Consider the following 13,610-nt stretch of genomic DNA (forward strand, 5'->3'; position numbering starts at 1 on the left):
CATATCCATACTTTTAGCAATAACCGGTGTTTTCCTGTTAACAACACATGGTGATCTAAAGCACATCTCATTACCACTTCCTGCACTTATTGCCGGTATCGGCAGTGCTTTCTGCGTAATGATATACAACGTACTTGCACCGAAGATTACAAATATCATTCCTGTCATCGTGGCTCAGGGATGGTCATTTTTACTTGGCGGTGCACTCTTGGGGATAGCTTTTAGAACCTGGAAAATACACTACATTCCAAACCTTATGGGAATATTGGGAATACTCTTTGTTGTCGTTATCGGTAATATTTGTGCATTTACCCTATACATAAGCGGAGTCTCAAAGATCGGTCCGCAAAAGGCTATTCTTTACAGTTTTGCTGAACCAATAACAGCCGCCCTTATCTCAACATTTGTTTTAAAGAGTAGATTCACCATCTACGATGCCATAGGTTTTGGACTCATCTTTATGATGTTATTCTTCATTACCTTTGGTTCAAAAGAAAATACCGTTACATCAAAAGAGACTGCGAAGAATGCTGTATAAGCATTCTTCACAGTCTTTCTTTAAATTCCGGTATAATGTTCATTCCAACAAACTGGAACTGTTAGCACTCTGTCTTATTGCACCGGAGGCATAAAGCATAAAATGCAATCGCCAGAAACTGTGATACCACAGACACAGTGACAAGATACACAGGATTCAAATCATACAGGGCACCGAGAAGCCAACTTCCCAGAAACCACGCAATACCAAATCCTGTCTCAAATATTCCGAAACCGGTGCTTCGCATGGAACGCGGGACGATTCCGCTGACAGCTGCTTTCATAATACTTTCCTGCGCACCCATTCCAATCCCCCACAGAATTATCCCAGCTCCGATCAACCAGGCATTTCCAGTCATAAAAACAAAACATGAGAAGAATGTGCTGCATAGTGTGGAAATGATCAGAGCCTTCAGCCCGACCTTATCATAAAGCCAGCCAAAGAATAGTGCAGCAAAGGCATCCACAGCCATTGCCCCAGCATATAGCAGGCTGAGCATGGATTCATTAAATGCTCCGGTATTAGCCGAATGAAGTGTGATCAGGGTGAAGTCTGCAAAGCCAAAAGCAAAAAAGCAGATGGCCGCCATGAACAGAACAAATGACTTCCTGAATTCAAAGCTTGCCGGTTTATCTTCCTGCTTTTCAAAGATCTCCGGATCAGGGTATCTTATCTTTGCTGTCAAAACAAGAGCTATGGTGATCATTGCAGGAACAAGCAGTATCGCAAAAGAGATCCTATATGTTGTAAAAAGGTCGTCTGTACCTTTTACAAGAGCTGTTACAAAAAGCAGTACCGGTCCGAGAAACGCGCCAAGCTGATCCAGAAACTCCTGATAGGCAAAGCCTTTTCCGGTTCCGATCTCGCTTGCCGCAAAGCTTACCAATGTGTTTTTGGCAGGCTTTTTTATCGCTTTTCCGATACGCTCCAGGATCACAAGACCGCAGGCCCAAACCCAGCCATGTTCAGGTACGATTGCCAGTGCAGGAATCGCCAGAACCTGTATTACATAGCCTGTGATAACAAATGTCCAGTATTTCTTCGTTTTATCTGCTATAAATCCGGATATGAGCCTTAGTGAATACCCACACAATTCTCCTATACCGGACACAAATCCGATGGTTGCAGCGGATGCCCCTGCGAGGTTCAGATATTCGCCCAATATGCTTCTGGCGCCTTCATGAGTCATGTCCGAAAACAGACTTACGATTCCCATCAGGGTTATAAATGTTATGGCGCCAGACAAAGCCCTTTTTTTATCCATGTTCTACTCCACTAATCCCGATTTGCTTATTTCATTATCCTGAAATTCAAAGTTTTATTATCGTCGCAAGTTTCTTCCCGCATAGAATTCCAAATATGCAGCAACAACAACTCAGTGCCACATATAATCCGCCATTCATATATTGTTTCTTCTCAAACAAATTAAAAGCTTCAAGGGAAAATGTAGAGAATGTGGTAAACCCTCCACACACCCCTGTCTTCCAGAAAAGAATGGTATTATCAGATACACTTTCTCGGTTACTGGTAATTCCAACAACGAATCCAATTAGTATGGCACCGAGGATATTTGTAATCAGAGTTAATATCGGAAAATAAGTCTTAACAGGAATCAGACTTATTGCATATCGCGCTACTGCACCCAAGGCACCACCAAGTGCTACAAATAGAAAATTCATATCAACCTCTCTATTGTCATATATCCTACTGGAATTTTATCGTAATACTATCGCTTTTCTTTGTGCGCAGTTATAATTGTGTAACTGCTGGCATTCACAGTAATAATACAGCCTTCGACACAAATGTACCAATTCTTTCCCTGCCTACTTATCTCTGCCTTTTCCGACATTATTTTAGATTTACACCAATCTACAACATCAACTTCATCGAGCGAAAGATTTTTCTTTATACGGTCCGCTCCCATGTCAGTTGTATGTATCCTATCCATGTTATCAAAAAGAATCTGCTTATCCATTTTGTTCCTCGACATACTGTAAAAATTCAGGTGTTTTTGACCAGTACTTAATACCCCAGTTTTCGAAATTCCATTCTTCCATGTAGTCATTACACTCATAGTCGATATAGAAAATCTCGCCATCATTAACAACAAAATTTGTTGGAAAATAGTCGATATTGGTCTTTGCCGGATACAGTAATTTACACATTGCTTTTACCTGTTCCAAATAGTCCGCTTGCATCTTGTCCTGAAGAACAAGGTCATAAATAGTATCCCCATCAACAAACTCTTTAACGATACGTTCATTTTCAATATCCACATCCAGCATGATAGGCATCTTGATTCCTATAGCAGACAATCTCTTATAGTCGTTTATTTCAGACTGAATCTTGTTTCCAAACTGATAATACGAACATGGTTCATGATGAATCTGCTTCAACACATATTGCCTGCCATCTTTTTCTGCCAAATAAGAATAACCACCTTTGCCCTTTCCCAAGAGCTTCCTGATTTCATATTCTGTTCCATTTACGCTTAGCTTTTGTATTTTAGTATTCCCCATTGATATCAATCTCCTTAGGAACCATTACAGAAATCCATTCTTATAAGTGCCTTCCCGTTTGGCAATTTCTCTTCCAAACGCAAGATTTCTTTATACCCGATTCCCTTCATGGCTATAGCTAATTCAGCTTCTTCCATCTGATGATGGATACTATCAAGACCATCAAATGCATGAATGTATGGTGAATCCGAAACCCACTGCCTATCATCTGTATTAATCTGGATGACGCATGATACAAACTTAGGTTTTACATGGCATATCGACCTTTGAAAAGCCTGATATCCAATGTATTCAATCAGCAGATTTGCTATTATCAGCTCTGTCTTAGGCAATCTATCTACTTCTGTGAGCAAATCTATTCGCACAAATTGTAATACTTCAGATAACTTTGCATATCGTTCTGAAGCTGCTTTTAGGTATCCTTCATTTATATCTATACCATAAACTGCCTGATACTTTTCTTGTCTCACATGTTCAAGGCCATTTCCTCCGGCAACACCAAATACCATTGCTGTTTTTACCGGATATGCCTCAAACTGCTCTTTCATGATCTTGTTCATAGCCTGAAGTTGTCTTACAGAATCTAGCTTCATATGATTCTCATAGTCTTCAAGGCTTATCTCTTCCCACGGATTATTCATTTGAAATAGTTCTCCATCAGTCTTTCAACAATTCTATTACCCATTCCTAATCCCCAAACATGTTCGCTAAAACCTGATATTATTATAACTTCAAAGAACCATTCTTGTTCCTCATACACTTATTTTATCCCATTATTCACATATATATGTAAAAAACGCAGGTACCATATGTCGGTATCTGCGCTCTATATGTGAGAAAAATGAAGAATTCTTAGGCTCCTCTTTCCTGCCTTCTTTCAAGGATCTGCTTCCTCTTATCTGCCTTTTCAAACTCGGTAATTTCCTTCATGTTTGAAGTAAGCACCTTATATATAGGATTTGGCGTTACTCCATCCTTTTGGTATTTGGGGAATGTACTTGCAAAAGGAACACAATTTGATCCTGTAAATATAAGCCCCTGTCCTGCAGGAGCAGATGTTATCACATCTATCTGCGAGGCTGAAAGATTAAGCAGATCCGCTAGCTTCTCCCTGTCATTTGGTGCCTGATTAAGCATCATTACAAAATTACAGTTAGAAAGCATCTTTCTTGCGGTATCTGACTCCAAAAGATCTTCTACGTTCTGAGTAAGACCAGTCGGGACTCCGCCATACTTTCTTGCTCTTTTATACAGCATATTTAAAAATGCTGCACTTCGCTCATCCGCAAACAAAAGATAAATCTCATCTACCCAGAACCAAGTGTTTTTACCTTTTCTTCTGTTCTCCATGAGCCTGTTAAGAATACTGTCAAGGATAATGAGCATCGCTATCGGCTTTAGTTTATCTCCGATATCCTTTATGTTATAAACGATGAATCTGTCATGAAGATTTACGTTTGACCTAAATCCAAAGGTATTTAGTGATCCTTTTCCTGTATACAGCTTTAAGGCAATGGCAAGCTCCTTTGCTTCCATTTCCGGTCTTTCTGCAAGTGCTATCTGAAGATCAGTAAGTGTAGGCATATCTTCAGGTGGAATTTTCATGAGCCTTCCCCTGCTGTCGATGAAGGGTTCATATAGCTTATGGACGCATTCATCGATTATGGTCTCCTGTACAGAATTCATTCCAAATGGTGATTTTACAATAACTTCCATCAGCTTCAGAATGAAATCCGCCTTTGCTAATATAGGATTTGTCTCCTCTGTATCATCCTCATTAGTCCACTGATAAGATGAGTTTATTTCCATGGGATTGATATGCCATCTGCCGCCCGGCTCAATTTTAATAGTCTCTCCGCCTACAAGCTTTGAAAGAGCAAGGTATTCCGCTTCTGGATCTATTACTATAAGGTCGGAATTACTACCCAATAGGACATTAAGCATCTCAACCTTTGCCTGAAGACTCTTTCCGGATCCCGGTGTTCCCAAAATGAACCCGTTGTAGTTCTGTGTAAGAAGTCTATTATAAAGGATAAGACTTCTTGTATGCAGATTTTGGGAATAATTTATGCCGTCCTTATCATTTAGTTCGAGATTCGAAAATGGCAGCGCCATTGTTGCAACAGAAGTGGATTTTAACGTCCTTCTTCTGTGATAAGGAATCTCGACATCAAGAAGTGGCATTGTTGTATTAAATCCCTCTTCCTGATAGTCATACATTATCTCGCAGCCTACTACATCACCTTGACAATTGGATATTATCTCTTCTGTATACTGTGAAAGTTCTTCCATTGAGTCAGCATAAAACATGAGCGTATAGGTAGTTTTGAAGAGTTTTTCATCTTCGTTGATCATGTCGGACCTAAGATCCATAGCCCTGTCTACCTGTTCCCTGATCCCAAGAGGAACAAATTCTTCTGACAAGTTCTCACCTGCAAGTGCCTTAAGGGAATCTCTTTTTGCACTCTGTGCAAGAGTTAGGTTCTTTGTCACAAGGGCACTTGCTTCCTTGTTCTGCATTGGTCTTATGTTTATGGTAGTAACCATGTTGAAGCTTACATCTGTAAGCCGTACAAAAAACTCATCAGAGAGCATGTTTGGAAGTTCTGAGATTCTCATTACTCTTACATACTTCCTGCCAAGTCTCATGTATTTAGGAAAAAACTGCATAGATGAAGGTGCTATCAGGTCCTTAATTCCTATTCCCATGCCACGTATGTTTTCAAAATCAATGCTAAGCGACCGATTTTCATCTGCCCCAAAGGATCTTCTCCTTTTTGAAAGAAGCTGACCCTGCTTCCCGGGATTATACATATCAAACAGGATGGAAAGTCTTTCTCCTATAGGTGTTACCCTTGCATCAGACTGTATCTTTCGCATTCCTTGTGATATTTCCCTATCGAGACGGTTAAAAGAAGCGAAGGCCTTGGAAAGATCCTTGGTGTGAAGACCCACGGTCATATATTTCTTTTTCTCAATACCATTTTTACCTTCCTGAATCCTGTCAATAGTAATGCCATTTAGCTCACTTCTAAGATAGTCCAGGCTGTCACCCATCTCCTTTTTCAGGACACTCTCCCTGAAATCCGCCATATTTATATTCTTGTTGTGTATGGTAATGGCAAATTCGCAGTTTGTGCCTATGGAGTTTATAAAGCTCCTCCATTTTTTAAGCATGCTATCCTGCAACTCCATGGTCTCTGTCTGATAGTTGTTCTCGGTTATATAGTATTGTCTTGTAAAAAATCCCGGATATGTCTCTATGAGATTTTCCTTTTCATGAACAGCAAAGATTGGTACAGAATCCTGCGCTGTTATCTTGCAGGAACTGACCTTCGCTGCATAAGGATCATTTTTGATGATCCCATTTAATATTTTTAAAGATGTCCCTTCTTTTTTCTGTTTCATCCCACTTTTTCCACTTTAAAATTGAAGACGATTCTGCCTTCATAATTTCCATCCCCAGGAATAGTAATCCTTGCCGTTCCTGTTGCTCCAGAATATGTGCCATTACCTATAGGAAGTGCATCCCTGTAAATGCTGTATGGAATACCGGCTTCTTTATGAGATACGCTTTTATCGGCCCATAAATCGCCTTTTTGTGATACATAACCATTAATTTTTCTGTTCCCGGAAGCCACTAAGAACTGTTTATCCGGTCTTACCTTTACCACATAACCCTTGGCAAGTTTCCCATCAACACTTACATTGTACTTTCCCTCATAATTGTTTTTTCCAATCCATTCAAGTGTTAAATAAGGGTCAAGCACCACTTTATAGTCAGTGGTTATTATTCTCTCCCCTTCAACTTTTGCTGGAATTGTAGCATAGCCATCTCCCATATACTCTTTGGCACTAACACTCGTAGGGATGATAAGTGCAGCTGCAAAAACTGCACATAATCCCAATAATCTTTTTTTCATCAGATATCCTTATCATCAACAAGCTTAAATGTATATAAAACTGTTCCTTCGTAAGCAGCTGGCTCATTAACCCGTACAGAAAGTATCGCTTTTGTATTAGATCCCTGTTCAGAGAGAGTCATTTCGCCAAGCTCAGACGCTCTTGAATTGTACGGAGATTTAAAGCTTACTGCGTACTGAGATATTTTCCCCTTTACTGTCTTATTTGGATTCTCAGTATTTCTAAACTGAATGTCGCAAGTATACTCATCAGTATCTAAAGTTTTCAAATATCCGTTCTGAATACTTTCCACCATTTCATCAGCTTGTGCTTTAGCTTCATCTGTTAATATGCCATTCTTCATCTCTCCATCAGTCGGAACAACAAGCAGTCTTTTATTCCCAGGTATATTTCCACTTGCTCCTACCCATGCTTCTGCCTTAAAGGTGTTATCTCCGGCATCCTCAAGCGAAAGAGCCGCCGGAAGCTTTACTGTATAATTACTATCAACCTGGCATGTGACCTTGATAGCCGCAACGCCATCCTGTGTAAACTCCTGATCTGCAGCAAATGTCGTGATAGGCATAGAAAGTGCCATAACCATTGCCATTAATCCTGTAAAAACTCTCTTTTTCATTGTATTTTGTTCTCCTCTTCCTTATAAAACTGTAAATACTACTTCATTATTTGCCTGTGTCAGCTGCACATATCCTGTCTCAGACTCATCCCATTTAAAATATGGTGTCTCATTGAAAATAAGTGTATGCTCACCCTTTGGAAGGATAAGTGAAGGTTCCCACTCTACATGTTCTCCAGCAGGAATAAGATCTGTGACCTCATAAATATCACCGGTCTCCTTATCAATGATCTTATAAACCATGTAGATATCCTCATTTTCCGGTGCATTCTCAAGATAAACTACTGTGTTTTCATTTACGCTTGAATCTTCGATTCCGGAAAAATAAACCTGTCTGTCCTTTAAGACTTCATTAAGTGATGTCCTGTCTTTGGACGTTGTCGCTCTCGTATCAAGATTTAAATAGCTTGCTGCTTCAGTCTGCTTTTCCAGACTTTTCTTTGCTGCATGTTCGCATGCAAACAGTATTACATTCGCAAGTATTGCTATAACAACCGCTACAAAAATCCTCTTTTTTGACATTACATTCTTCATTTGTTCTGCTCCTTTTTGTCCGTTTCAATCTTCCATATATGAAATACCAACGTATTTCTGTTTTTTAAAAATTTTGAAAATTATTTTATGGATTTTTTGTCACTAAGATTTTTTCTCTTGTTTACTGCCCTCTGGTCCCGGATCCTTTTTAGTGAAAATCCCTGTTTTGACCCTTTTCTCAAATCCGCATAGCCTCTGTTAAGAAGGGCTACATACCTGTTCTTTGTCCTTATTGTCCTTTTGTCATTTTTATAAACTGATCTTTCAAGTCTTTTTTTCAGGATTTCCTCCGCTGGTCTTCCATAATCATCCTTTCGTGACATGTAGCCAAGGATCGTAGCAAAGGGTAGTGAAAAGATCACCATGAGCATCACATCTCTGAAGAAGATGTACATGCAAAGCGCTATAGTTCCTCCTATCAGAAGACACACAAGCTGCCTCATGTTGAAATCCCTGAATACCTTATGTTCTACTTCAATTTCACTCTCTATCGGATTACTAAGCATACTTCCACCTCTATAAACACAATTTATATCTACTTAATACGGTCGGATGCGGATACCGTAACCGACCAAAATACGGTCGCTAACGGTAACCAGCTTCTTTTAGATACTGCAGACAATGCTTCTTGCTATCTGCTGCGATCTGGTTACCAGCGCCACCCTTGCAAACGAAACAACTACCATGCCGAAAATTGAATCCGTGATCTGTTTCATTGTGCTGCTTTGTCCTACCACGATATTTGAAAACAGATTCAGTATTATCTGATTTGTAGCAAGCATGGAAAATACTATGATTGCCCCCGATATGGAAAGCGCCACCATGTTTTTAATAAAATGTAGTCCTGCACCGGATACTGGATTATTTACATCCGGTGTTTCAGCAAATCCAAGCGGCGAAAATGCTGCAAGTATCATCACTTCTAAGGCTCTTCCCCAGATAACTATTGAAACCACGAGCCTTGCAATCTTTAATAACAGCCATGGAAAAATAAGCTCAGCCATGTAGGACATGCTCATTCCAATGTTTTCCATCTGGGTTTCAAACCAGTCGAATCCTCCTGTAAAACCGTCGCCTCCATGATCGTAATTTGCTATATGTGTGTCATCCCATATCTTGGACTGTATCTTGTCCACTATATCTGCATTCGTTGCATTCTGAATGCCGGTTCCAACATTTGCGATCTTCCCCGCCATTTGCGATCCAATATTTGCAATAGTAAAACACCAGGTCATAGCATAAAAAATGCACACCATACCGAAAATGAACATGATAAACCGCCTAAGCAGTTCTTCATCCATCTGTTCCCTAGCCCTTATGGATAAAAGCCCAAGAAGAAATGTTATTATGAGGAACAGCAGCGCAAGTCCCTTACACATATCGTTTACTGATTTGATCACTACTCCAAGATTCTGGATATTCTGACCGCCAATCTTTATGTTACTTGCGGTATTGTCATACGTTACCTGTACCTGCTTAGCTACTTCCCCTGTATCATCTCCTCTGAATATGTCATTTATCATAGAAAAGGTGACATTGTTGATATGCCCGGGACTTTCTTTCCAGTCAGATGGTTTTGTTTTTGGAGCCTTTGCAAATACCGATATCCCTGTAAACAAGATCACTGTGATAGCGAAAAGCACCATATATAATTTTCTGTTATACCTGATGGCTGCCCCGGTATTCTTTATTGCATCCATAAACAGATTTTCTTCTGATTTCTTAATAGGCATGAAAGCCTCCTTCTAAATAATGGGCAGCTCTTCGCTGCCCATGACTAATGTATTTTTAAGGAGAGTATTTGTTTTTAGAAAAATGATCCTACAAATGTTGATGGTGTCTGTCCTGTAAGAACCTTAAATACCGGTACAGGTGCCATCATGATAATTCCAGCAATAAGCTGTCCCTTTCCTTTTGAAACTGCTTGTGAATCCGGTCCTGATCCATCGTCCTGGACTCCTTTGGCAATACCTCTGATTCCTGTAATTGCTCCGATTACTCCACCGAATACCAAAACGCCAAACACAAGATTAAGGGCATTGGTGATTACCGTCTTTATATCAAGATCTGTTCCGGCTGCGTAACATGTACTTGTCATTGCATATGTGCATCCAACATACGCTGTAGCTAAAGCTACATCCTTTTTTTCTTTTAACTTTTTAATTAGTGTCATTGTTATATACTCCTCCGTTTTATCTTTTTCTCTCCTTCACATATGAAATACCACCAGATTTCAGTATTTCTAAAATCTGGTGGTATTTTTTCCAAGTTTTATTGATGTCCTGATAAGATATTCAGAACCAGTTCTCCTTCATATGTATCCAGGTTGTCAAAGCTATCCGGGTAAGCTATAAGATTTATTTCTCCTGTGGAATCATCTCCGCTGTACCATCTCTCTTTATCCTTATTAACAATCACACTAATTGTGTCACCTGCGCCATTTAGCTCCATGTCATATCCCGTAGTAACAAACACAACATCTCCTTCTACAAAGTTAGTTGTATCAACCCTTATCGGGATTGTTCCTTCCAAATATGAGTCTTTATAGTCTAGTGATACCATGGCCGGTACCACTACCTTAAATGATCCAACTATAGGCAGCATTCTTTGACTATTTCTCCAATCATATGTCTTAAAGACTTCATTACTGCTCTCTACATATGTCTTAATTGGTATAGCCGAATATGCTATGGTTGCGAAAAATGCATTATCATCCAAGTCAGTGATATTATCTCCACCTGTTATGGTCGTAAGATCATTACAATTCTGAAAAGCTGTACTTCTTACAATCTTCAGACTGTCAGGGAAATGAATGCTTGTTATCTTTTTACATCCGCTAAAAGCCTGGGTGTATATCGCAGTTACTCCCTCCGGGATTTCAGTAATCTCAATATTTTCACAATCTGTAAAGGCTCCAAAACCAACTTCCGTTAGGTTACTGGGCAGATCCTTTAAACGGAGATTCTTACAATTAAAGAATGTATACATCTCTATCTCTTTCAAGCTATCTGGGAGATGCTCAAGCTGCATATTGTAGCAGTCATAAAAGGCATTATATTTTATAGTTGTTATTGAATCCGGAAGGCTCTTTGTTGTAAGTCCGGTACAGTATTCAAATGCGTGATATTTGATAACCGTTAGGTCACTTCCAAATTCAGGATCTATAGATGCACACCCTGAGAATGCATAATCACCGACTGTAGTGAGACTTTCAGGGAGTTTTTTGCAGGTCATTTTTGCACAGTCTTTGAATAGTCTTTCTCCAAAGCTTGTAATTCCATCGCTCATAATAAGCTCGAATGATTTATTACCATAGTTTTCTGTAATAGGTGATTTCTCACTGTAAAGGTAACTATTGGTATCTCCTTTACCAATAACAATAAGCTTATCTCCCTCTGCAGAATCCTCAAGATAATATGCAAGCACGGATTTATCCTGTGACTTTGAGATATCAATCGGGGTTATTCCTGTAAGATCATATCCACTGTCATTAACAGCAACCTCAGCGAGTTTTCGGTTATCAGATGCCCAATCATAATTAAGTAATGCCTCTGACTGTGAATTAAGGATAACTGGTTTTTCACCCCAGGATGTTGTATAAAATGCCCTATTACCAATTTCAGTTATTCCATCTCCGCCATTTATCTCTATGCGGTTACTGATGTAGTCAAATGCTCTTTCTCCTATACTTTTTACTGATCCCCCAAAAGTTATTTTCTCAAGCGCTGAACATGATGAAAAAGCTTCCTTACCAATAGATTCGATTCCGTCATGAATCTCTATCTCTTTAATGTTCTCACAGTTTTCAAAGGTCTTACTTTCTATTACTGTCATTCCGGCAGGCAACTGCGTTATTTCCATCGTCGAATATGAGAATGCTGCTTTCCCAATCTGTGTTATATTGTCTGGTAATTTGGATATAGCTGTTCCACTGCAAACGAAAAACGCATAATCACCTATAACCTCAAGGTTTTCCGGAAGCTCTGTTATTGATAACGCGTCACAATTATAAAAAGCATACTTACCTATTTCTCTAAGATTCTGAGGAAGACTGGTAATTGTAGCTTTCTCGCAGTCCTTAAATAAATATGCACCAATCTTTGTTATATCATCTGATAAAACAACATCATATGTTTCGTTTTTCAGATTTGTAGCTATCGGCGATTTGGGTCCGCTATATGAGTCATTAAAATCCTTCATATCTCCACTACCACTAATTACGAGCTTTGCATCGTCTTCGTAGTAATATGCCATTATGGATCCATCTCCTGCAGCAGAAAGGTCATAAGTCATCGTGGCAGCATCGCTGTCATAAGATGTTCCGCCAATAGTAAATACCGTGAAATGCTCCGTAGTGAATGTAAGAGTATCTTCTGTGATCTCGTAGCTTAAATCAGTAACAGACTCGTTATCATCTTCTACTCTCTGGACCTTTATCTCTTCTGCTTCATCAGGGATTTCAATGCCAGTTATCTCAATATCAACTGTGCTTTCATGTTCTACTGGCTGCCAGGTAATGCCATCCACTAAAATCTCAATGTCATAGGCATCATAGATTGTGAAGCTAGCGTCCATATCATTTAGATTAGATACATTTTCTTCTATCTCTTCGAGATAGGTGATCTCTTTTACAGCCAGCTGTGCATTTTCAGGGAATGTTCCAACTACAGTGATTCTATGGTTTTCAGTCTCCTCTGTAAGTTCTCTTTCTACAGACTCATCAACACTTTCCTCGGACTGCTCCTTTTTTTCTGCTTCTTCTGTTTCAGCATCATCAATAGAGACTTCAGCTTCATCCTCTTGAGGAACATCCTTAGAAATATCTTCTTCAGTGCCATCTTCGGTAACAGTATCATCAGGCTCAATTACCTGTTCCTTTTCTGTTCCTGATGCATCCTCCTCTACAGAATCAGCTTCCAAAGCTTCTTCAGCCGGTTCCTCGCTATTATCTTCTAAGCTCTCATTATCAGAATCATCATTGTCTTCAGCAAGCTCATCAAAAAGATTCTCTGCATCGTTATCTTCTGCAGTATTAGCCGTTTTTGATTCATCCAGCATTGTAGTATCAGCTTCTGAACCGCTATTAGCATCTCTAACTCTAAGCTCTATTGTCTCTGCAGAATCCTCTTCTCCAGAAATTTCTTCTACTCCTGTATCATCTACAGTATCTGTTATTTCCGTGATTTCCTCAGCTGCATGCACATACGGATAATTAGTCGTAAACAGCATGATTGCTGGAAGCATCATTGATAATATTCTAGATAGCTTTTTTCTAAACATAAAAAAATCTCTCCTTGTAACGGTCTTTTTCCAAATATGAAATACCACCACAATTTGAGATTTTAAAAAAATTTTAAAATAATGTTCTGGCATTTACCAGAAATGTCATTTAGAAAAGCTCCACATAATTTCAAAATTGTAATTCCTGTTGTTACTTGTCAATAGTTTCTTGCACTTTTTCTTGTAGAAGTGCTTAAAC

General features: G+C 39.3%; 14 protein-coding genes. 1 reads left to right on the top strand and 13 read right to left on the bottom strand.

The annotated features are described in order from the left end of the window. A partial coding sequence (locus BMW61_RS14580; protein WP_175475232.1) for a DMT family transporter occupies positions 1-538 on the top strand: 538 nt, incomplete at its 5' end. 61 nt (positions 539-599) lie between these two features. Here BMW61_RS14580 and BMW61_RS14585 read toward each other — a convergent pair. The 13 genes from BMW61_RS14585 to BMW61_RS14645 all read right to left on the bottom strand — a co-directional run bounded on the left by BMW61_RS14585 (position 600) and on the right by BMW61_RS14645 (position 13,411). After that, positions 600-1,802: an MFS transporter gene (locus BMW61_RS14585; protein WP_091823344.1), complete on the bottom strand. Its 1,203-nt coding sequence runs from the start codon at positions 1,800-1,802 to the stop codon at positions 600-602. Between the two features lie 46 nt (positions 1,803-1,848). Next, on the bottom strand, positions 1,849-2,217 hold the full coding sequence (gene crcB / locus BMW61_RS14590) for a fluoride efflux transporter CrcB (RefSeq protein ID WP_026497041.1): 369 nt from the start codon (positions 2,215-2,217) through the stop codon (positions 1,849-1,851). Positions 2,218-2,264: 47 nt separating this feature from the next. Beyond that, entirely contained in the window at positions 2,265-2,513 is a 249-nt protein-coding gene (locus BMW61_RS14595; RefSeq protein ID WP_091823347.1) for a DUF3781 domain-containing protein, read from the bottom strand. Beyond that, positions 2,506-3,057 (bottom strand): BUD32 family EKC/KEOPS complex subunit, encoded by a 552-nt coding sequence (locus BMW61_RS14600; protein WP_091823350.1) that lies wholly within the window; start codon positions 3,055-3,057, stop codon positions 2,506-2,508. The genes BMW61_RS14595 and BMW61_RS14600 overlap by 8 nt, the downstream gene beginning before the upstream one ends. 14 nt (positions 3,058-3,071) lie before the next feature. Further along, positions 3,072-3,698: a class I SAM-dependent methyltransferase gene (locus BMW61_RS14605; protein WP_091823353.1), complete on the bottom strand. Its 627-nt coding sequence runs from the start codon at positions 3,696-3,698 to the stop codon at positions 3,072-3,074. Positions 3,699-3,909: 211 nt separating this feature from the next. After that, a complete protein-coding gene (locus BMW61_RS14610; RefSeq protein ID WP_091823356.1) occupies positions 3,910-6,465 on the bottom strand; it encodes a VirB4-like conjugal transfer ATPase, CD1110 family in 2,556 nt (851 codons plus the stop codon). Further along, the gene (locus tag BMW61_RS14615) at positions 6,462-6,980 is read right to left on the bottom strand and encodes a hypothetical protein (RefSeq protein ID WP_091823360.1); all 519 of its coding nucleotides are present in this window, start codon (positions 6,978-6,980) and stop codon (positions 6,462-6,464) included. The genes BMW61_RS14610 and BMW61_RS14615 overlap by 4 nt, the downstream gene beginning before the upstream one ends. Beyond that, the gene (locus tag BMW61_RS14620; RefSeq protein ID WP_091823363.1) at positions 6,980-7,597 is read right to left on the bottom strand and encodes a hypothetical protein; all 618 of its coding nucleotides are present in this window, start codon (positions 7,595-7,597) and stop codon (positions 6,980-6,982) included. The genes BMW61_RS14615 and BMW61_RS14620 overlap by 1 nt, the downstream gene beginning before the upstream one ends. Before the next feature lie 21 nt (positions 7,598-7,618). Beyond that, complete coding sequence (locus tag BMW61_RS14625; protein WP_091823366.1) at positions 7,619-8,131, bottom strand: hypothetical protein; 513 nt, start codon at positions 8,129-8,131, stop codon at positions 7,619-7,621. An 80-nt stretch (positions 8,132-8,211) separates the two neighbouring features. Then, positions 8,212-8,637, bottom strand: coding sequence for a PrgI family protein (locus BMW61_RS14630; protein WP_091823369.1), 426 nt, complete (start codon positions 8,635-8,637; stop codon positions 8,212-8,214). Between the two features lie 99 nt (positions 8,638-8,736). Further along, complete coding sequence (locus BMW61_RS14635) at positions 8,737-9,864, bottom strand: hypothetical protein (RefSeq protein ID WP_091823373.1); 1,128 nt, start codon at positions 9,862-9,864, stop codon at positions 8,737-8,739. A gap of 74 nt (positions 9,865-9,938) precedes the next feature. After that, on the bottom strand, positions 9,939-10,304 hold the full coding sequence (locus BMW61_RS14640; protein WP_091823376.1) for a hypothetical protein: 366 nt from the start codon (positions 10,302-10,304) through the stop codon (positions 9,939-9,941). A 98-nt stretch (positions 10,305-10,402) separates the two neighbouring features. Continuing rightward, positions 10,403-13,411 (bottom strand): leucine-rich repeat domain-containing protein, encoded by a 3,009-nt coding sequence (locus BMW61_RS14645; RefSeq protein WP_175475233.1) that lies wholly within the window; start codon positions 13,409-13,411, stop codon positions 10,403-10,405. Positions 13,412-13,610 lie beyond the last annotated feature (199 nt).

This window comes from Butyrivibrio sp. ob235 (assembly GCF_900109475.1).
Classification (GTDB): domain Bacteria; phylum Bacillota; class Clostridia; order Lachnospirales; family Lachnospiraceae; genus Butyrivibrio.